Source organism: Blautia sp. Marseille-P2398 (assembly GCF_964240315.1).
Lineage (GTDB): Bacteria > Bacillota > Clostridia > Lachnospirales > Lachnospiraceae > Blautia_A > Blautia_A wexlerae.
In genome coordinates this window covers 374,536-396,023 of record NZ_CAXSTD010000001.1, presented here as the reverse complement: position 1 = coordinate 396,023, position 21,488 = coordinate 374,536, and the positions used below count along the sequence as shown (strand labels likewise).

Sequence of the window (21,488 nt, the reverse complement as noted above, 5' to 3'; positions counted from 1 at the left end):
TGATGGAGAAGATGCGTATGGAATCAGAAAATTATGTGTATAAAAAAGAAATAGACTGGTCTACATTGATGGAAGGCTTTACATTGCCGTTAGATAATCAGGTGATTTTTCTCCGAAATATGGAGAATTTTTTACAGCGTGGACAATCTAAAATCATTCATTTTTTTATGAATGGAAAAACGTATGATGCGAAAATCGTTAATATGAATAACTCAGTAGAAAAGAGAAAGAAGGATGCCTATCAGATCAGATATCCAAGAAATGGTGAGCTGTCACAGGCACTTCAGCAATACTTTTTCAAAAGCATGAGTTACATAAAGATGATTCGTGAAAACAGAGATCCAAAAGACAGAAGTTATATAAAAATGCCAGATGGACTAAAGGAATATCTTGCTATTTATACCACAGAATATGAAGATACTTTTCTTCTGGAGCCAATAGCACAGGATGATTTTCAGGTTATGAAAAAGGCAATTCAAGGAATGCGAGAGCGGACTGTGGAGAATGAAATAGAATATGAGATGGAAGATAAAAGCAGTGGAATAGAAAAGAAGTTACAGATTGTTAAGATTCGTAAACTGAACAGAAAAATTGGAGAAAATTTGAAGCTGTTGTACGGATACCGATGCCAGATATGCGGGCAGGTGATTGGAGAAAAATATGGTTCACATATCGCAGAGGCACATCACATTGATTATTTTGTTAATAGTTTGAATAATGATGCGAATAACCAGATGATTGTATGCCCGAATCATCATAGTGTTATACATGATGCGAATCCGGTGTTTGATCGGAGGAGGATGGTGTATAGGTTTGATAATGGGGTGGAAGAAAGGATTAGCTTAAATAAGCATTTATTTATATATGTGAAATAGTACATACAAATATAGAAAAATTGTTGCGGTCTAATATGGAGATTGTTATAATGGAAGACAGAGCGTAGAAAAACGTGGATGGATATTCACATATAGAACATGAAGAGGTAACATTAATCCGTATGGGAAAAAGAGGTGATATACAAAATTGATAAAGGTGGAAAATGTATTTACAGTGACGATATTGATATGTTGTGAGAACTTGATATAAACATGACTAATGATTCTGAATTATAAATATTTGTATTATCAGAATCTGGATTACTTGGAATGGAAAAGAATTAGAGTGAAATAGATAATTCCAACAAAGGTTTTATAAACAAAAGATAAAATGAAGGAGAGTTATGATGGAAATAATTGCACAGGCAGTCAGAGTGATTGATTATGAAAACAACAGTGTTCAAAGAAGAAATGTGAATATGATGCCAAAGTTTAAAGATTATATTGAACAATTGATTGTTCATGTGAGCAACAATGTTTCCATCAGGGAATATCATACACAGTCAACAAGAACCGAAGTTATTGCGGGAATTCTTGAGATTGCAGGAAATCTGGAAACTCCAGATGCGATTGAAGAAAAGATAGATTCAATTGCAGAAAGACTTGTCAGAAATGAACGGGAAGCTCAGGCTCGGATTGGGCATATGAACATCAGTGTACAGAAGGGAAGTTTGATTTTTGCATTGTTTGAGGATAATGGAAACAGAAAGTGTATTCTTGCTAAAATTGAGCATACAGGTTTCTTTGATGAAAGGGACTACAGTGAAAGATTTGGATTCTCAAAAGATACAAAGAAAATCTGGAAAACATGCATGTTTGATTTGAATAATCTGAATGCAGATCAGTTTCAGGCAAAAATATATTCGAATACGGTTGCAAAATATTGGTGGTTCGATTTCCTAGAGTTGGTGGAATGTCAGAATGACAGGGTAAATACGTACAAAACATATGATTCTGTTGAAAAGTGTTTAAACAGAAAATTGAAGAAAACAGCGCCTTATGATAATAGAGTTATCCAAAATGCCATGTACGCATATATGAACAATGCAAATCGGGAGATGTTCGATTATGATAATATGATTGAAAAAATATTTACGGGTTATATGCCTAATGATATGACAGGCGAGCAAAAACGAGAATTACATGAAAGACTAAATAGACTTCCAGAAGAAAAAGGATTTGACAGACAATTTCAGGCAATACCAGACGCCATAAAGAAAAAAGCAATAAGAACTTATAAAATAAATACAGGAATTATGTTAAAAATCTCAGATATAGGAAATGAAAATGATATCAGTGCATATGAAGATGCGTATGGAAAAAAATATCTTAAAATAAGGTTAAGCGATGACCGCACTTTTCAGACATTTGCACGCAATAATGAAGACAATAGAGAGGAGTAGTTTCTTATGTTGGAAAGAATCCGAAATCAAATTACAGAGCTGAGAAAGGAAGAAGAACGGAGATATACATATGAGGCAGAGTTCAGTTTCAGCAAAGAACTTCCGGTACAATATTCAGAATGGATGAATACGATTTGGGATATTTCTAATAGAGACAAAATAAAAATTTATCTAGTTTCAGAGGGGGGAGAATCCTTTGATTTAAAAGAAAATGTAGAGGAAGAGTATGCAGAATTTCTTAAAGGTCTTGAAAGTGATGAAACAGTTGAGGTTAGCCTTACAATAGACAAAAAAATAGTAAATGGATATTTATCTGTATACTGCTTTGAAAAATTTGCTGAAGATATTAGTTCATTACCAATAGACAAAGTTTTAACAGCATTTTCGAATTTTATGAAAAAAGCTGGTCGGAGTATAACCTTTGAATTATTTGACAGTAGAGATATGTTTTATACAAAAACAATGTTCTTTCTGACGGCAGGAAGCAGACCACTGGATTTGGACTTTGATAGAACAAACAGATTACTGGAATGCAGAGAAAATGCATATTTTTATAATCAGGACAATTATGAATTACTTCCAGATGATTTTAAAATAGAAATTGGATACGAAGGAAACCCGCTCAAAGACTTATTCCTGAAAATGGAAACAATTTTGTCTGCTTGTTTACTGGCTTCAAACTCATTCATACAGGATGGTAAACTGAAACTTCAGATAATGGGGCAGCGTTCAATGGAATATCATGATACTCTTGAAAATATACAGGGAAATAATAATCTTTATAAAATCTACAATTGGATTTATTCAGGCGGCAGTATTGTTGATAAAGTGATTATAGCTAGGAATATTATATGTCTCCATTGTAAATATGAATCTTTGTTAAATATCAGTGATGGAGTAATGGCATCCATTCAAACGAATTACAATCTTTATTTGAGAGATAATGTAACTCAATATTTGGAATTAAAAAATAAAGTTGCAGAATTTATTACGGATATTGTATCGAGAACTGGAGAATATGCAACGGAGATGTTAGATAAGTTCAAGACAAATCTTTTGGCTATTTTGGGATTCCTGTTTTCTGTAATACTTGCGAACATCGTATCTGATCAGCCTTTGGACAATATTTTTACAAAAGACATCACAATTCTTTCAGAAATTGTTTTGATAGCCTCTTTTGGTTATCTTTTTATTAGCTATCAACAGTCAAAATATGAACTACAAAAAGTATATAGTAGTTATGACAAGCTAAAAGATTCTTACCGAGAAATACTAACAGAAGATGATATAAGAGAGTGTTTTCAGAATGATGACATAAAAACAGAAATGAAACGAACGATTGATAGATCTGTGCGAATATATCTCATAATTTGGGGTGGTATTTTGCTTTCGCTTCTGATATTGGTAGAATATATGAGTAGTGAACCTTTTATATGGCCTATTTTAAAATCTTTATTCCAAATAACAAAAAAATAGTGTGATCATACCGGTATATACCCAAAAGAAACTAAGTAGGAGTATACTGAGGGTCTGACCGTGCGTTCAGCAAAGGGTATATAGTCCGGTGGGTGGTCCCATCAAATAAGCTGTTAACCACAGCATTTGAAGCGAGTCTTGAGTCTGTTACGGTAACGTGAAGGCTAAGCGTAGACAGCAAGATAGCAGGGATAGCTATGGAGCACCGAAATCCCAAAGTATCAGAGGGTCGACACCGTGGTCAGGGTGGAAGACAATATATGCACTTATCGTTATGGTGAGATTTTGCATGCCTCTGCGGTGTTGTTGAAACTATTCATGTCAGACAGGGACTATATGTCAACTGGAGAGGACCTGCATTTTCTTTTCAGAGTGTGTAAATGAAAAGTATGTCCGCCAACCAAAAGAAAAAAGACAAACGAAATGCAGGTAGTCGGAGGCCCGAACAGTACCGGTGAAGGTATGAACAAAAATAAATACTGGAGGGAAGTCGAGAGAGAACTGTGCCTCGCAGTTCTGGCCTGCGAAACTATATCAAAGAGGAAACATTAGCTATACACAGAGATAGGGGAACTAATGGAAACGAAATTGGCGAGAATATCACAATTATCAAAAGAAAACCCAGACATGGTCTTTACATCACTGGGGCATTTTATCAATAAGGAGATCGCTTGAATTGTTGGAAGAATTCTTTCATAAATATATTAATATTAGAAGTTGTCAGTTATTAAGGATTAATCCTGAAACGAAGAAGTGGAATTGCTCTATGGCAACAAGGGCGAATCGCAGGGAAACTAGGTATTTGCCGATTTGCTGCCTCATCTGCTCAGGATAATAGAAAATGCCGGAATGCTGATCATTGATGAATTTGGCAATAGTCTTCATAATAAATTGGCTGAAAAAATTATTGAATTCTTTATGGAGAATGTTGCTTTACGCTAAAATGGTTTCATGCTATCATTATTTTAGTTAAAAATTTTGATGGCATGAAGCTATTTTTGATTGGAGGCATGGAAGATTTGAACTTTAATTATTGCTATAAAATTATTTATGAATCAGGGGAAACTTATGACAGACGAAGAAATGAGCTGTCAGTAGAAATTTCAAAAGAAGACTATAAGAAAATTATAACAGGAGTATTACAGGAAAGATCGATTGATCAGATTGAATAACTGCGCGTCGCATTCTCGTTACTTCCAGTGATGAGTTAGACGCGCAAATTTTTTTGCAAAACAACAGAACAAATGTTTACATAAACCGATACATATGGTATAATATTTATATGGAAAAAGATATATTTAATATAGATAAAAACAAACTTTCATATGGTAGGGGATATGTCTATTCCTTGCAGTATCATCTTGTCTGGTGTACAAAATACAGAAAAAAGGTTTTAAAAAACGGAATCGATACAGAATGCGAAGAAATGTTACAGAATCTTGCAGAAGAATATAAATTTCAGATCCTGGCAATGGAGGTGATGCCGGATCATATCCATCTGCTTGTGGACTGTAAACCTCAGTTTTATATTTCAGATATGATCAAGATCATGAAAGGAAATCTTGCACGCCAGATGTTTCTTGCGCATCCGGAGTTAAAAAAGGAACTGTGGGGTGGGCATCTGTGGAATCCGTCTTACTGTGCCATAACGGTCAGTGACAGGAGCAGAGACCAGGTGCTTGCCTACATCGAAGGACAAAAGGAAAAAGAAAAGAAAAAAGCCTGACAGAAGAAATGATTTGTTGGAGGAAAAGAGATGCAGACCGTATCCAGCTATGGCGTAGAATTACGAAAACAGAATATCCCAGTCCGCCAGACACTGGAAATCTACCGGTCTGTGGTCAGTTACCTGACAGAAATATATGAGCAGGTGTGGGAAGAACTGGCAGAGATACCGGATGCCAAAAGGCGGTTTAATGCTGCAGAGCATCTGGTGCATACTACAAAAAAGAATCCTGCACGCTTTGATTTTGATCTTCGCTTTCCGAAGATGCCGTCCTACCTGAGGCGAGCCGCAATCCAGCATGCATTGGGAAGTGTATCTTCTTACGAAATACGGATGGAACTGTGGGAAAAGTCAGGAGAAAAAGCAGGGAAACCCAGACTGGCGTATGAGAATCATGCCATGCCTGTTTTTTATCGTGATGTCATGTACAGAGAGGAAAAAGAAGGAAAAGACGAAGCATATCTGAAACTGTATGATGGTCATGACTGGAAATGGTTTTGTGTGCGTTTAAATCACACAGATATGGAATATCTGCGCAAGAACTGGTCGGGGAAAAAGGCATCAGCCCCGACACTGGAGAAAAGGCACCATAAATATTTCCTGCGTTTTTCTTATACGGAAGAAGTGACACTTACGAAAACACCGGTAAAAGAACAGATCATCTGTAGTGTGGACTTGGGAATCAATACCGATGCGGTCTGTACCATTATGCGGGCAGACGGAACTGTCCTGGGGAGAAAATTTATCAATCATCCCAGTGAAAAAGACCGGATGTACCGCACACTGGGCCGGATCCGAAGATTCCAGAGGGAACACGGCTCTGCGCAGTCACGGGGAAGATGGGCATATACGAAACGCCTGAACATAGAGCTGGGAAGAAAAATTGCAGGTGCGATCGTAAAAAATGCAGAAAAGAACCATGCAGATGTGATCGTATTCGAGTATCTGGAAATGCAGGGAAAGATATCCGGAAAGAAAAAACAGAAACTGCATCTGTGGAGAAAACGGGATATCCAGAAACGCTGTGAGCATCAGGCACACAGAAAAGGAATGCGGGTATCCAGAGTCTGCGCATGGAATACGAGCAGGCTTGCATACGATGGCTCCGGAAGTGTGTCCCGTGACCCGAAAAATCACAGTCTTTGTGTATTCCAGACAGGAAAAAGATATAACTGTGACCTGTCGGCATCGTATAATATCGGAGCAAGATATTTTATCAGAGAACTTTTAAAATCCCTTCCGGTAACGGAAAGGTCTTTGCTGGAGGCAAAAGTCCCTCCGGTAAAGCGTAGAACCTCATGTGTTTATGCAGATCTGAAAGAACTTCATTTACAAATGGAAATCTTAAAGGCAGCATAAATGCAGGCAGATATACAGTGGACTACCTGCAATGTGGGAACCTGCCATATCTGGCATGGAAAAATGCGCATAACTGCGCTGACCTAAGTTACAGGCGTATCCGCCGATATTTAGTCTGACGCCTAAAGCGTCTGGAAGCACGCGACTTCAGTCGTGTGAGGATAAAGTTTTTAATTCACGGGATTTCGGATGTAATTGATAAAATGACGGAAAATGTTGAATTTGCGGATCGTTTTATGAATAAAAATGGTTCATTAAGAAAAACACCATTAAAGAAAAAAAGAGCTATTTCAAAACTTGAATTTTTTATTCCAGAATATGAGTATCGGCGATTAAAAAAGATGAAGGATCCAATAGAGACATTGGAACGCCCAGTGGAACATATGACTGTTTATCGGAATGATGGTTCCAGTGTGACTTTGACAGCGGAGAATGGACGTGTGAGTATTGTTGACTCCAGGGAGAAGAATGTAAGGCATATTATTGAGGCAGATTATTTTGTTTCGAAAATTTTGTAATAATTTATTATAAATACCATTGATGGTGTCCGTATGTATGCCAACGGATATTTAAAGATATTTGATGTGGATAGTAAACTATTAGACGAAAGAAAAAAATGAAAGGACATAAAAAAATATATGATTAGTTTTTATAAGAGTATTGTTGACCAGGACAGGGCTTCGATTGTTATATGCAACCTTAAGCATGAGATTATCTACATGAATCCGGCAGCTGTTAACAGCTATGCGAAGCGAGGCGGTGATAAACTTATTGGAAGAAGCCTGTTAGATTGTCATAATCAGGAATCCAGGGATAAAATACAGAAGGTAGTGGACTGGTTTGCGGCAGATGAGAGCCATAACCTTGTCTATACTTTCCATAATGAGAAGCAAAATAAAGATGTTTATATGGTGGCACTCAGAGAAGAGGGAAGACTGATAGGATATTATGAAAAACATGAATATCGAAACGCAGAAACTATGAAACAATATGATTTGTGGTGATGTTATGGCACAGGACGAATGGTGCAGGCAGTTATTCAAGAATGAGGAAATACGACAGAAACTCACCCGTGTGGTAAGAAGAAAAAATGGAATGAGGTAAGTAACAATATGGAATCAAAACAGAAAAGAACAGCTCTTGTCACTGGCGGAAGTTCCGGAATCGGACGATGTACTGCAGTAGCCTTGAGTAAGGCTGGCTATATAGTCTATGAGTTCAGTCGCCGGGATGTTCCGGTAGAAGGCGTGAAGCATATGTGCGTAGATGTGACAGATGAGGCTTCCGTGCAGGAAGCCGTTGGGCAGATCCTTTTGGAAAGAGGAAGTATCGAGATTCTTGTAAACTGCGCAGGTTTTGGTATTTCCGGGGCGGTGGAATTTACAGAGTTAAAACAGGCGAAAGCACAATTTGATGTAAATTTTTTCGGAACTGTCAATGTAAGCAGAGCTGTTCTTCCTTCTATGCGCAGACAGCACAGAGGGCATATTGTCAATATCAGTTCTGTGGCAGCGGTGGCACACATTCCGTTTCAGGCGTTTTATTCAGCCAGTAAAGCAGCAGTGTCTTCTTATTCCTGCGCGCTTGATAATGAAGTAAGTCCTTATGGTGTCAGGGTAACAGCAGTAGAACTTGGAGATATTCATACCGGTTTTACCCAGGCCAGACAAAAGATAGTTTTGGGTGATGATGAATACGGTGGCCGTATTTCACACGGTGTCAGTCAGATGGAGAAAGATGAACTAAGTGGGATGTCGCCGGAGATTATTGGTACATATATTGCGCGAATTGCACAGAAAAAGAACTGCGCACCAATTTGTGTGGCGGGTGTGAAGTATAAGATTCTGAGATTCTTATGTAAAATTCTGCCGTGTACATTACGGGGAAAGATTGTTGGTTCTATTTACGCAAAATAATTGAGATTATTTTATAGAATTCCGATATAGCCCGGGTGTCTGGATATATAACAGTTTTTTTCAGCTTTACGTTAAAATAGTTTCATGCTATCATTATTTTATTAAAAATTTTGATAACGTGAAGCTGTTTTTTGATTGTGGGGTGTAAGGAATGGGTAGATTTGTAAATCCTGATAACAGTGCATTTCAGGTGGCACTGAATTCTCCGATATATGTGGATAAAACCGGATTGTTGGAATATACAAACAGCGTACTTAATACAACAGAAGCTTATATCTGTAACTGCAGACCACGCAGGTTTGGAAAATCATATGCTGCAAATATGCTGGCCGCTTATTATAGTAAAGGCTGTAATTCCGAAGAAATGTTTTCAGGGCTGGATATAAGCAGGGAATCCGATTTTAAGACGCATCTTAATAAGTATGATGTGATTCATCTTGATATTCAGTGGTTTCTGGCAAATTGTGATAATGTGGATAATGTTGTAGCGTTTATTACGAAATCCGTACAGGCTGAATTGAGAGAGATTTACCCTGGTGTTCTGCCTGAAGAAGAGATAAGTTTGTCGGAAAGTCTTTCGCGTATTAAAAATATTGTTGGACAGAAATTTATTATAATTATTGATGAGTGGGATGTTCTGATCAGAGATGAAGCGGCAAATAAAAAAGTACAGGAAAAGTACATTAATTTTTTGCGGGCGATGTTCAAGGGAACGGAACCGACAAAATATATTCAGTTGGTGTATCTTACAGGTATTTTGCCGATAAAGAAAGAAAAAACGCAGTCTGCATTAAATAATTTTGATGAGTTTACAATGCTTGATGCAGGAGTGATGGCGCCATATATTGGATTTACAGAAGCTGAAGTGAAGGATCTTTGCGAAAGATATCACAGAGATTTTGAGAAAGTAAAATATTGGTATGATGGTTATTTGCTGGAGGACTATCAGGTATATAATCCTAAAGCAGTAGTAAGTGTTTGTGTGCGGGGCAGGTTTAGAAGTTACTGGTCTGAGACTGCTTCTTATGAAGCAATTGTTCCTTTTATCAATATGAATTATGATGGTTTGAAAAACGCTATAATTGAAATACTTTCCGGTGCTTCGATTAAAGTGAATACAGCTGCTTTCAAAAATGATACGGTGAATATACAAAGCAAAGATGATGTACTTACGTATTTGATCCATCTTGGTTATTTGGGATATAACCAGAATAGAAGAACTGCATTTGTTCCAAATGAAGAAATCCGGCAGGAATTGACAATGGCGGTTGAAAGCAGAAAATGGAATGAGATGATTACTTTTCAGCAGGAATCAGAACATTTACTGGAGGCTACGCTGGACATGGATGAAGAAGCAGTTGAAGAGGGAATTGAGAAAATCCATACAGAGTATGTTTCGAATATTCAGTATAATAATGAGAATTCTTTGAGCAGTGTACTTGCAATTGCATATCTGAGTTCAATGGAATATTATTTTAAACCAGTTCGTGAACTGCCGACAGGACGTGGGTTTGCAGACTTTGTATTTATTCCAAAACCAGAATACGTTTCCAGTTATCCGGCGCTTGTCGTAGAACTTAAATGGAATAAGAATGTCAAGACAGCATTACAGCAGATTAAGGAAAAACAATATCCGGATTCAGTTCTGGATTATACCGGAGATATTTTGCTGGTTGAGATAAACTATGACAAGAAGACAAAAGAACATCAGTGTCTGATTGAAAAGTATGAGAAATTATAAAAGTATTGATAAAACGGAAACCATTTTCTATTGAGAGGTGACAGATAATATGGAACTAAAGGAGAAAACTCCACATACGATATTAAATGAAATAATTGAAGCGGCAAAAGAATGCGGACAGGTTATGCTTCAGGCGGACAGGGCGAATTTTGGCATTAAGGATAAGGCAGGAAAAGCAAATTTTGTTACGAAGTATGATTGCAAAATTCAGGAAATGCTAGAAAAAAAGTTGTCTGAGATTCTTCCGGAAGCGGAGTTTTGGGGGGAAGAAGAGGATTGCCAGATTAACAGAAATGCAGAATATATTTTTGTGGTGGATCCGATTGATGGAACTACCAATTTTATTAAAGATTATCATATGAGCTGTGTATCTATTGGATTGATTCGAAATGGAAAGAGATATATGGGAGTCGTGCATAATCCGTATCTTAATGAAACTTTCTATGCGATTTCCGGTGAGGGTGCATATATGAATGGAAATGCGATTCATGTATCGAAGGATGATCTGGCAAACAGCATTGTTTTGTTTGGTTCATCACCGTATAATACGGAGCTTGCGAAGGCATCCTTTGAATTAGCTTACGAATATTTTCAAAAATGCCTTGATATCCGACGAAGCGGATCTGCAGCACTTGATTTATGTGCCATAGCATCAGGAAGAGCGGAAATTTATTTCGAGCTTATTTTATCTCCATGGGATTTTGCGGCAGGTGCACTTATTGTTGAAGAAGCAGGCGGAATTGTGACGACTGTTGAAGGAGAAGAACTTCCATGCTTGGAAAAGAGTTCGATTCTTGCAAGAAATAAGTAGTAGTTCTGAAATCTGGAGGTGCACGGTGAAAAAGTTAACAACAGGGAAAATATGGCAGTTTGCAGCCGGACAGTTTGGATGGGCGATGTTGTCCGGGATTATTTCTAACTGATTTCCTTTACATTTATTGCCGGAACTGCAGTGGCGTATCTGGCACCTACGATATGGGGGCTGTTCATTCCGGCATCGGTGCAGGGACTGATCCTGACAGTCGTGGCGGCCCTTCCTATGGCGATTTTCGGAATTCTTCCGCAGGCTGTTGTGGCAGATATTTCGCAGAGCGACTCGATTACATCAGGAAGCAATCGTGAAGGAATGTTTTATGCGGCGAGAACATTTGCGTTTAAACTTGGGCAGAGTATTTCTATGCTGATATTTACAGCAGTCTCGACGATAGGGGCAGCAGAGGGAACTGGTTATAGAGTTGCTGCTTTTGGGGCAGCAGTATTCTGTTGTATAGGCGGAATTATACTGGTATTTTATAATGAGAAAAAGATTAATGGGATTATTAACAGGCACCAGTAAAGATTATAATACAGGTATGTATCGAATGGTGAAAAGCAGATAGCAATAGAATTATGAAAAAGTAACAGGAGTATATACAATGGAAATAATACATGAGAATGAATATGTGTATAAAATGAATGATGAAATAGAGCCATATCTTGCAACGCACCGTCAGGAGGGATACATTCCTGGTGCAGAGGATCATCTGCACCGAAAAGATATGGGGATAGTGGGGAAAATTCATGTACAGCGTTACCTGGCAGAGAAGCCGAAAGGCGTTATTATAATCAGTCATGGCTTTACAGAAGCAGCGCCGAAATATGATGAGATGATTTATTATTTTCTGAAGGCTGGATATCATGTGTATATGCCGGAACATATGGGACATGGACAAAGTTATCGTCTGACAGCAGATTCATCTCTTGTACATATAGATACCTGGAAGCGATATGTGAGAGATTTTTTGAAAATATGCCATGTAATTAAAAAAACATATCCTGAACTGCCGTTAGTTCTTTTTGCGCATTCTATGGGTGGGGCGATTGGCACAATTGCAGCTGCATGGGAGCCGCAACTGTTTCAGAAGATTATATTGAATTCTCCTATGCTCCGCCCGCTTACCGGAAATGTTCCCTGGCCATTGGTGATTGCTATTGCACAGACGAAGTGCCTTTTGGGAAAAGAGGGAGACTATGTAGCTGGTCAGAAGCCTTATGATGGTGGTGAGACTTTCGAAACCAGTGGATGTACTTCCAGACCAAGATTCGAAAAATATAATGAGATGCGTAAAGAGAATAAAAAATTCCAGGTTAGTGCAGCTTCTTATGGGTGGCTTCTGGCGTCTGTAAAAATGAGTTGGTACATAAAATATTGTGGATGGAAGAAACTGACAGCACCTGTGTTGCTATTTCAGGCAGAAAGAGATGATTTTGTATCTGTAAACGCATTGAGAAAATTTGCAGAGAAAATCAATCACAGAGGAATTACTTCCTGCGAATATGTTTACCTGCCGGGAACCAGACATGAGACCTACCGCAGCGATGACAGGACGATGGAAATGTATTTAGATAAGATTATGAAGTTTATGGATTCAGGCATGGTATCTGACAGTTGTACGTGATTCGTATCTTAATGAAATTTTCTATGCGATTCATGTATCGGAGGATAATCAAATAATGGAAATGGTTTTCTGTTATCAGCATCTCTACTAAGAGAACTGATAACAGGAAACCATTTTTATTATTTGGCTGAGTTTTTATTTAACAGCCGGAAACAGATTACAAAAAAGATAATTCCATATACAGTTGTGATAGGTGTCGCCATTCCAACATAAGTCAGAGATGTTTCCGGTAATCTCGACATAATGATAGATACCGGAATTCGGATGCAGAATGCGGAAGTGATTCCCTGGATCATAACAGGAATACTTTTTCCACAGCCATTAAAATATCCGATACTGCTGAAAAGTACACAAGTCAGTATACAGTCGGCAGAGAAACCTTTCAGGTAAGCGGCGCTCTGCGCGATTACCTCGGAATCATTGGTAAAGAAAGAGGATAATACTCCGCCTCCGAAGAATCCTACCATAAAGATGATGATTCCAACGGAACATCCGGTAATAATTGCAGTGTAAAAACCCTTCCATGCCCGGCTTTTCTTTCCGGCACCGATATTCTGCGCAACAAATGCTGATACACTCTGCATGATAGAGGACGGAACCAGCATAATAAAGGAAACGATTTTCTGTGCAATTCCATATCCGGCAGATGGCATCAGACCCATCTGATTGATAACAGAATTTACGACAAGAAATGAAATCTGAACCGTTGTCTCCTGAAGTGCAATCGGCACACCTACGTTCAATATTTTCCCTAACTCTTCCTTATAAATCCGACATTGTTCTCTGGAAAATTCTATAGGCATATCCTGCTTTCTTAATACAACGACAGAACAGACGACAGAGACAAACTGTGCAAATACAGTGGCAATGGCGGCACCTGCAACATCCATGTGAAATACTCCAACCAGAAGCAAATCTCCCAGAATATTTATGACACAGGCAATTCCTACGAATAGAAGTGGAAGGTTTGCATTTCCCACACCTCGCAGCACACCGCTGATTACATTGTATGCAATGATAATAACGATACCGGCAGAACAGATTCTGATATAAAGAATTGTTTTGTCAAAGGATTCAGCCGGTGCCTGTAAAAGATGCGCAATTCCTCCGGCGGCAAATTCCAGTACAAATGTCATGATGACAGCAATGATCAGAAAAAGAATGATCGTAGTTCCGACCGCATTTCCTGCTTCTTTTGGTTTTTGTTCTCCGATGTGATGCCCGATTATTACGGTGGAGCCCATTGCAAGACTTGTAATGATAAAAGTAGCCATCTGCATAAAGGAACTTCCTGTTCCTACTGCGGAAATACTCGAGGCATTTCCGAATTTTCCAACAATCAGCAAATCAACTGCGCCATACGCAGCCTGCAGGATCAATGCGCCAAGCACGGGAATGGCAAACCGAAGCAAAGATTGGAACACAGGTCCTTCTGTAAAACTTATTTCTTTTTTCGACATTTTTTCCTCCTGAGAATGTGGATTGAATGCTTCAGATAGTAACGAGTGTACCAACAAATTGTGACGCACATTTTACAGAAAGCATTTTTCAAACACACTCTATTGATTGCTTGTTATCTAAAGCATTTAGATATTATCAGTATAACATAGTTATTGCGCACATTCTACTGTCACGTTGATAACCTTGTAAGTCTTGGAGTTACTGTGTTACTGTTTACTCAGTGCCTTGTAACAATCGTTACTGTTCACTCCGTTCACAGTAACGTAGCCAAAATTCATTCCAGATTGCTAGCGGCAATGGAATTTTGGCTTGCATGTCTCGGGATTTTGGCATATTCATGCCAAAACACCTTGCGGGATAGTGATGTGTGAACAGTAACTAACAATCCTTTTCCATATCAAATAAGCTCCATATTCTGATTGCGAATATCAGTTGAAGTATGTTACTATAAGAAAAAACATAGCTATATCATATGATTTTTGACGAGGTAAATCAGATGGCTGGTGACATAGAAACATGATAAGAAAGGCAAAAAACATGGCATCAGAAAGAACAGAAGAACTATACAGGGTTTTGCTCAGCAAGGGCTATCCGAAGGAACTTTGTGCTGAAATCGCATATAAAAACATGAATACAGATTATACCGCAACCAGAATGCTGGGTTATTTATATCGGTATACAAATCCTAAAATCGAAGATCTGGTAGATGAGATGCTGGCGATTTTAACTGACCGAGCGCAGATAATTGAGAAAAAGGAATCTGAACATGCGCAGGCAGTGATCAGTGAAATGTACCGGAAGGGATTTTAAGTGACGAAGAACTTGGAGATAAGATAACAATGGAGCAATATTATTACAATCATATGAATAAGGCGCAGCAGGCTGCATATCACAGCATTCTTAGCGGTGTGAAAAACCTGGCGGATGAATTTCAGATTCCGGCATTAGAGGGAGAAGAACTTTATAATGTATTTTTTCAGATGCGTCTGGATCATCCGGAGATATTTTGGGTGAGCAGTTATAAATACCGGTATTATAAAGACTCTCCGAATCTGATTTTTATTCCGGAGTATCTTTTTGATAAAAAGAAGATTTGCGAACATCAAAAGGCTATGACTGCCAGAGTTGAGAAGCTGATTCGTCCGGCTCAGAAGCTGTCTGAGTGGGAGAAAGAGAAGTATGTACATGATTTTATCTGTGAAAATATCCGCTATGACAAACTGAAAAAATCATATTCCCATGAAATTATCGGACCGTTGGGGCAAGGCGTTGGTGTTTGTGAGGGAATCGCAAAAGCAGTAAAGGTTTTGTTAGATGCACTGGGAGTCTGGTGTGTGATTGCAATCTGTGGAAATAATCCTGAGAAGGGGATTAAGTATCGCCACACATGGAATATCGTAAAAATAGGAGGTACATATTATCATCTGGATGCGACCTTTGATAATACCCTGGGGAAAGATCGTGAGACTTCTGAAATCCGCTATGATTATTTCAATCTGGATGATTCACAGATTTTCAGGGATCATGAGCCTCTTATTGCGCCGGCGCCTCACTGCGGTGATCATGAGCACTTTTACTATAAGGAGAAGAAGCTTTCTTTTACTAAGAAAGAGGATGTGTATAAACGTTCTTTGCAGGCGGCGAAGAAAGGCAGGGTACTTATTTTTCACTGGAGAGGCGGTTATCTGACAAAGGAAGTACTGAAGGAATTGCTGGAGCTTATCCGGAAAGCAGGAGATGAGAAAGACAAAACAGCAATGGTCAGCATAAACTGGCCGCAGGCAGTTATTCGTGTTCAGTATACGGATATGCAGGTACAGGAGAGTGTGACAATAGAGGAAGCGAATGAAGAGGAACAGTATGATAAGGCAATAATTTTGTTTGAGGGACTTCCAAGAGATTATGAAGATGCCAGAAATAATTTCAGGGAATAAGGGTGAAATAAATGAATCAAAATTGCATGATTACACGAGAAGCAGCGTTGGAATTCGGTTTATCATTTCAGAATACATATACGGAAAGACCTTTCCGTGATCAGAACTGGCAAGTGGTAAGAGCGAGGGAAAACAAAAAAATTTTTTTATGGATCTATGAACGAAACGGTTATGTTAATCTGAATGTAAAAGCAGATCCGGAGTGGCGTGATTTTTGGCGAAGTGCCTATGAATCTGTACAGGCTGGTTATCATCAGAATAAGGAACATTGGAATACCATTATTCTAAATGGGACGGTACCGGATAAAGATATTAAAAGAATGATATCCGAAAGCTATGATCTCGTAACATACAGCCCGACAAAGAAGATTTATGAGGCAGTGAAGCAAATTCCGAAAGGATGCGTTGCAACTTATGGTCAGGTTGCCGAAATGGCAGGGAATCCGAGAATGTCGAGAGCGGTAGGGAATGCCCTCCATAAGAATCCGGATCCGGAGCATATTCCCTGTTATCGGGTAGTGAATTTCAGAGGAGAACTGTCAGGGGCTTTTGCCTTCGGCGGTAAAGATGTACAGAAAAAGCTACTGGAAGCAGATGGAATTGAGGTTGTCAATGGAACGGTAGATTTAAAAAAATATGGATTGGCGCAAAGAGATGATAAACTGTGGAAAAACAAAAATCTGCAACAGTAATCCTGTCTACTTTTTACTGAAGAAGCAGGGGATTTACTTGATTCAGTTAAATTTTGCAGATCGAAAGTAAATTTTGAGATTCTTTTCAAATCATGATATTATAAATATAAGGAAGAATTTTGTGATATAATAAAGAAAAAACAGGAAGGTATCAAAAAATTATGAAAAAGGATTCAAGAATGACAGAGGGAAGTATCTCCAGAAAGATCATCCTTTTTGCCATTCCACTATTTCTCGGAAATCTGTTTCAGCAGTTGTATAATACAGCAGATTCCCTGATCGTAGGCAATTTTCTTGGAAGTAATGCGTTGGCTGCAGTTAGTTCTTCCGGAAATCTGATTTTTTTGATGGTGGGATTTATCAATGGAATTGCCATGGGAGCCGGAGTTGTTGTTGCCAGATATTACGGGGCAAAAATAAAGGACTGCCTGCAGAAAGCAATCCATACAACCGTAGCGTTTGGACTTGTGGCTGGTGTAGTGCTGACGGTTATGGGAATGTTTCTGGCTCCTAAAATTCTGGTACTGATGGGAACACCTGCTGATGTGCTGCCGGAGTCCATCGTGTATTTCCGAACATATTTTGCAGGATCCATAGGGGTTGTCATGTATAATATTTTTGTTGGAATCCTGCAGTCTGTCGGAGATAGTCGCCACCCCCTGATTTATCTGATCATCTCCTCATGCATCAATGTTGTACTGGATATTTTTTTTATTGCAGGTCTTGGTATGGGCGTTGGTTCAGCTGCACTGGCAACAGCTATTTCTCAGTTTGTCAGTGCCATTCTTTGTATGTTCCACCTGATGCGTGTGGAAGAAGAATATCGGTTAGAGTTAAGAATGATCCGTTTTGACAGGCATATGCTAAAACAGATTATTCAGAATGGCGTGCCGTCCGGGTTCCAGAACTCAGTGATTGCTATTGCAAATGTTTTTGTACAGTCAAATATCAATGCATTTGGGAAAATGGCAATGGCAGGCTGTGGTTCCTATTCAAAAGTAGAGGGATTTGCTTTTTTACCAGTGACATGTTTTACAATGGCCCTGACAACTTTTGTCAGCCAGAATCTTGGTGCCAGACAGTATGAACGGGCGAAAAAAGGTGCAAGATTTGGAATCATTTGTTCGGTGATCATTGCAGAGCTGATCGGCATTATCATATATGCGGCGGCACCGGTACTGATCGCTGCTTTTAACAGAGATCCAAGTGTAATACATTATGGTGTGATGCAGGCGAGAATAATTGCGTTGTTTTATTGTCTGCTGGCATTTTCGCATTGTATTGCAGCAGTACTACGTGGATCCGGCCATGCGGCAGTCCCTATGGTAGTCATGCTTTGTGACTGGTGTCTGTTTCGTGTGAGCTATATCACGGTAGCAGTCCGTCTTATTTCAGATATCCGGGTGATATTCTGGGCATATCCCCTGACCTGGAGCATCAGCTCTGTGATTTTCCTGTATCTGTTTTTGAGGGGAAAATGGGTATACGGATTTGAGAAATAGATAGAATCGGAAACAGCAGCTATATACAAGGCTGCTGTTTTTTGCCCGATGATTTAAAAAATATCTTGACAGAAGTATTGATTTTGTTATAGTATTAGATTCAATAAAGGGGAGTAACCTACGTTTGAAAATCTGCGTTTGCAGTGTCGTCAGTACGGTGGAGACATCCGGCACTGCAAGGAAATGGTGAGACTTTTATTGCATTTTTTGTTATGCAATAAGGGTTTCTTTTTTTATATCATTTTATTAAAAAATCCTTCATTGCATAAAAATTAAAAGCTGTTGAATGTTTGCAAAAAGGAGGCAAAAGCAATGAGGGAAATCTATCAGCAAACGGTAGAAGAAGTTCTGGATCACGTGGAAAGCAGGGAATCAGGGCTTGCCAGTGAACAGGTTAAAAGATCCAGAGAGAAGTGTGGATGGAATGAGCTTGCAGAAGGAAAGAAAAAAAGTATTTTACAGATTTTCTTTGAGCAGTATAAGGATTTTCGGTGCTGATCTTAATTGCATCGGCAGTGATATCCGGTATGCTTGGAGATGTGGAAAGCGCAGCGGTTATCGTGATCGTTATTACGATTAATGCGATTTTGGGAACCGTACAGACAGTAAAGGCTGAGCAGTCTCTGCAGAGTTTAAAGAAGCTTTCCGGACCGGAAGCAAAAGTATTGCGCAATGGTGTGGCTGTACAGCTCCCGGCAAGAGAGCTGGTTGTGGGAGATGTGATACTGCTGGAAGCAGGAGATATGATTCCGGCAGATGGAAGACTGATTGAAAATGCAAGCCTTAAGGTCGATGAAAGTGCCCTTACAGGTGAAAGTCTTGCGGTTGAAAAGAGTATGGACACTATTCTGGCAGAAGCACCCCTTGGTGATCGGACAAACATGCTGTTTTCCGGCAGTTTTGTCACATATGGGCGTGGTAAAGCAGTTGTAACAGATGTAGGTATGCAGACAGAGGTTGGAAAGATTGCGGGACTTCTGAAATCCACTTCTGAAAAACAAACGCCACTTCAGGCGAATCTGGATGACTTTGGAAAAAAGCTTTCCATCCTGATTCTGATATTTTGCGGAATTCTGTTTGCAATCAATGTATTCCGTGGTGAGAAAATCAGCAGTGCATTTATGTTTGCAGTAGCGCTTGCAGTTGCAGCAATTCCGGAAGCGTTAAGTTCTATTGTGACAATCGTTCTTTCTTTTGGAACACAGAAGATGGCAAAGGAGCACGCAATCATTCGTAAGCTTCAGACTGTGGAAGGTCTTGGAAGTGTATCTGTTATCTGTTCGGATAAAACAGGAACGCTCACACAGAACAAAATGACAGTGGAAGATTACTATATAGATGAAAAAAGGATTACAGCAGATGCAATTGATGTGGCAGATCCGGCACAGAGATGTCTTTTGGATTACAGCATTTTATGTAATGATTCAACAAATGAAAATGGAGTGGAGATCGGAGATCCAACGGAAACAGCATTGATCAATCTTGGCAGCCGATACGGAATAGAGGCTGCAGGCGTAAGAAATCTTTATCCAAGAGAAGGGGAGCTTCCCTTTGACAGTGATCGTAAGATGATGTCAACTCTTCACAAGATTGATGGTGAGAACCGGATGATCGTAAAAGGGGCTGTTGACCGGCTTCTGGAACTGACAGAGAAAATCTGGACGAAAGACGGAGTTCGGGAAATTACAGAAGCAGATAAAGAAAAAATAAAACGTCAGAATCAGGAATTTTCAATGGAAGGGTTGCGGGTACTGGCATTTACCTGTCGTGAAATTCCGGAGAATCATGTATTGACTACAGAAGATGAGAATCATCTGGTATTTCTTGGACTGATCGCTATGATGGATCCACCCAGGGAAGAATCAAAGGCTGCAGTTGCAGAATGTATAAAAGCGGGAATCAGACCGGTCATGATAACGGGAGATCATAAGATCACAGCAGCGGCAATTGCAAAGAGAATTGGAATCTTACATGATCTGTCGGAGGCATGCGAGGGTGCTGATATTGAAAATATGAGTGATGAGCAGCTGAGGGAATTTGTTCCGAATATTTCTGTGTATGCAAGAGTGTCACCTGAGCACAAGATCCGTATTGTCCGTGCATGGCAGGAAAAAGGGATGATCGTGGCAATGACCGGAGACGGTGTGAATGATGCTCCGGCATTGAAGCAGGCAGACATTGGTGTTGCAATGGGAGTGACCGGAACAGAGGTTGCAAAGGATGCCGCAGCAATGGTGCTTACAGATGATAATTTTGCAACAATTGTAAAAGCAGTGGAAAATGGGCGAAATTTATATCAGAATATCAAGTATGCGATTCAGTTTCTCCTGTCAGGAAACTTTGGCGCGATTCTGGCAGTTCTTTGTGCATCGCTTGCAGGACTTCCGGTTCCCTTTGCACCGGTGCATCTGCTGTTTATCAATCTTTTGACAGACAGCCTTCCGGCAATTGCACTGGGTGTGGAACCTCATAGCAGTGAGGTGATGAATGAGAAACCAAGATCTGCAGACGAGTCAATACTGACAAAGGATTTTCTTGGTAAGATCGGGCTGGAAGGTTTTGTGATCGGTGTGATGACAATGATCGGATTTTTGACAGGATATCACCAGAATGGTGCATTGCTCGGAAGTACTTACGCCTTCGGAACACTTTGTCTGGCACGTTTGTTCCATGGATTCAACTGCAAATCAGATCATCCGGTTATCTTTACAAAACGTTTCTTTAATAATAAATGGCTTCAGGGAGCATTTGCACTTGGAGCAGTACTTATTACAGCAGTACTGACAGTTCCGGGGCTTCATCTTCTGTTTAAAGTGGAGACATTGAATCTGATGCAGCTTGGATGTGTATATCTGTATGCGTTTGCCAGCCTTCCGATTATTCAGCTACTTAAATGGATACGCATGAAATTAAGAAAAGGAGAGGAAAGATAGTGGACTTTTCATCGGGTGTGCAGCGGGAAGTT

Annotated in this window: 18 protein-coding genes and 2 pseudogenes; 19 read left to right on the top strand and 1 reads right to left on the bottom strand. The window is 39.4% G+C overall.

The window, feature by feature from the left end:
• Nucleotides 1-17: 17 nt before the first annotated feature.
• From ACESZG_RS01905 to ACESZG_RS01845, 13 genes and pseudogenes are all read left to right on the top strand, one after another.
• On the top strand, nucleotides 18-875 hold the full coding sequence (locus tag ACESZG_RS01905) for an HNH endonuclease (protein WP_008703993.1): 858 nt from the start codon (nucleotides 18-20) through the stop codon (nucleotides 873-875).
• Nucleotides 876-1,249: 374 nt separating this feature from the next.
• Nucleotides 1,250-2,278: a nucleoid-associated protein gene (locus ACESZG_RS01900; protein ID WP_161233162.1), complete on the top strand. Its 1,029-nt coding sequence runs from the start codon at nucleotides 1,250-1,252 to the stop codon at nucleotides 2,276-2,278.
• A gap of 6 nt (nucleotides 2,279-2,284) precedes the next feature.
• Nucleotides 2,285-3,754 carry a hypothetical protein gene (locus tag ACESZG_RS01895; RefSeq protein ID WP_008703989.1) on the top strand — a complete coding sequence of 490 codons (1,470 nt, stop codon included), beginning with the start codon at nucleotides 2,285-2,287 and terminating at the stop codon, nucleotides 3,752-3,754.
• Nucleotides 3,755-4,773: 1,019 nt separating this feature from the next.
• Complete coding sequence (locus tag ACESZG_RS01890; protein WP_155513398.1) at nucleotides 4,774-4,926, top strand: hypothetical protein; 153 nt, start codon at nucleotides 4,774-4,776, stop codon at nucleotides 4,924-4,926.
• Nucleotides 4,927-5,036: 110 nt separating this feature from the next.
• On the top strand, nucleotides 5,037-5,480 hold the full coding sequence (gene tnpA / locus ACESZG_RS01885) for an IS200/IS605 family transposase (RefSeq protein ID WP_020994059.1): 444 nt from the start codon (nucleotides 5,037-5,039) through the stop codon (nucleotides 5,478-5,480).
• A 30-nt stretch (nucleotides 5,481-5,510) separates the two neighbouring features.
• Nucleotides 5,511-6,839, top strand: coding sequence for an IS200/IS605 family accessory protein TnpB-related protein (locus tag ACESZG_RS01880; protein ID WP_020994058.1), 1,329 nt, complete (start codon nucleotides 5,511-5,513; stop codon nucleotides 6,837-6,839).
• 155 nt (nucleotides 6,840-6,994) lie between these two features.
• A complete protein-coding gene (locus tag ACESZG_RS01875; RefSeq protein WP_147419049.1) occupies nucleotides 6,995-7,357 on the top strand; it encodes a hypothetical protein in 363 nt (120 codons plus the stop codon).
• Nucleotides 7,358-7,477: 120 nt separating this feature from the next.
• Nucleotides 7,478-7,843 carry a PAS domain-containing protein gene (locus tag ACESZG_RS01870; protein ID WP_008703984.1) on the top strand — a complete coding sequence of 122 codons (366 nt, stop codon included), beginning with the start codon at nucleotides 7,478-7,480 and terminating at the stop codon, nucleotides 7,841-7,843.
• A 108-nt stretch (nucleotides 7,844-7,951) separates the two neighbouring features.
• The gene (locus ACESZG_RS01865; protein ID WP_368211342.1) at nucleotides 7,952-8,755 is read left to right on the top strand and encodes an SDR family NAD(P)-dependent oxidoreductase; all 804 of its coding nucleotides are present in this window, start codon (nucleotides 7,952-7,954) and stop codon (nucleotides 8,753-8,755) included.
• A 151-nt stretch (nucleotides 8,756-8,906) separates the two neighbouring features.
• Nucleotides 8,907-10,496: an AAA family ATPase gene (locus ACESZG_RS01860; RefSeq protein ID WP_008703981.1), complete on the top strand. Its 1,590-nt coding sequence runs from the start codon at nucleotides 8,907-8,909 to the stop codon at nucleotides 10,494-10,496.
• 49 nt (nucleotides 10,497-10,545) lie between these two features.
• The gene (locus ACESZG_RS01855) at nucleotides 10,546-11,307 is read left to right on the top strand and encodes an inositol monophosphatase family protein (protein WP_020994056.1); all 762 of its coding nucleotides are present in this window, start codon (nucleotides 10,546-10,548) and stop codon (nucleotides 11,305-11,307) included.
• Nucleotides 11,308-11,478: 171 nt separating this feature from the next.
• Nucleotides 11,479-11,832 (top strand): annotated as a pseudogene (locus ACESZG_RS01850) (sodium:solute symporter); the annotation flags it as partial.
• 79 nt (nucleotides 11,833-11,911) lie between these two features.
• Nucleotides 11,912-12,934 carry an alpha/beta hydrolase gene (locus ACESZG_RS01845; RefSeq protein WP_373217433.1) on the top strand — a complete coding sequence of 341 codons (1,023 nt, stop codon included), beginning with the start codon at nucleotides 11,912-11,914 and terminating at the stop codon, nucleotides 12,932-12,934.
• A 119-nt stretch (nucleotides 12,935-13,053) separates the two neighbouring features.
• Here the strand turns inward: ACESZG_RS01845 and ACESZG_RS01840 are convergent, their stop codons facing one another.
• Nucleotides 13,054-14,394: an MATE family efflux transporter gene (locus tag ACESZG_RS01840; RefSeq protein ID WP_022380953.1), complete on the bottom strand. Its 1,341-nt coding sequence runs from the start codon at nucleotides 14,392-14,394 to the stop codon at nucleotides 13,054-13,056.
• 26 nt (nucleotides 14,395-14,420) lie between these two features.
• Here ACESZG_RS01840 and ACESZG_RS01835 point away from each other — a divergent pair, with 26 nt between their 5' ends.
• The 6 genes and pseudogenes from ACESZG_RS01835 (at nucleotide 14,421) to ACESZG_RS01810 (ending at nucleotide 21,456) form a co-directional block, all read left to right on the top strand.
• Nucleotides 14,421-14,573, top strand: a complete 153-nt coding sequence (locus tag ACESZG_RS01835) for a DUF6783 domain-containing protein (RefSeq protein WP_349826270.1) — start codon at nucleotides 14,421-14,423, stop codon at nucleotides 14,571-14,573.
• 359 nt (nucleotides 14,574-14,932) lie between these two features.
• Nucleotides 14,933-15,205 carry a hypothetical protein gene (locus ACESZG_RS01830; RefSeq protein ID WP_373217431.1) on the top strand — a complete coding sequence of 91 codons (273 nt, stop codon included), beginning with the start codon at nucleotides 14,933-14,935 and terminating at the stop codon, nucleotides 15,203-15,205.
• Nucleotides 15,206-15,234: 29 nt separating this feature from the next.
• Nucleotides 15,235-16,329 (top strand): transglutaminase domain-containing protein, encoded by a 1,095-nt coding sequence (locus ACESZG_RS01825; RefSeq protein WP_227226362.1) that lies wholly within the window; start codon nucleotides 15,235-15,237, stop codon nucleotides 16,327-16,329.
• Nucleotides 16,330-16,355: 26 nt separating this feature from the next.
• The gene (locus ACESZG_RS01820; RefSeq protein WP_055052599.1) at nucleotides 16,356-17,021 is read left to right on the top strand and encodes a methylated-DNA--[protein]-cysteine S-methyltransferase; all 666 of its coding nucleotides are present in this window, start codon (nucleotides 16,356-16,358) and stop codon (nucleotides 17,019-17,021) included.
• A 161-nt stretch (nucleotides 17,022-17,182) separates the two neighbouring features.
• Nucleotides 17,183-18,523 carry an MATE family efflux transporter gene (locus ACESZG_RS01815; protein WP_055052437.1) on the top strand — a complete coding sequence of 447 codons (1,341 nt, stop codon included), beginning with the start codon at nucleotides 17,183-17,185 and terminating at the stop codon, nucleotides 18,521-18,523.
• A 312-nt stretch (nucleotides 18,524-18,835) separates the two neighbouring features.
• Nucleotides 18,836-21,456 (top strand): annotated as a pseudogene (locus ACESZG_RS01810) (cation-translocating P-type ATPase).
• Nucleotides 21,457-21,488: the final 32 nt, after the last annotated feature.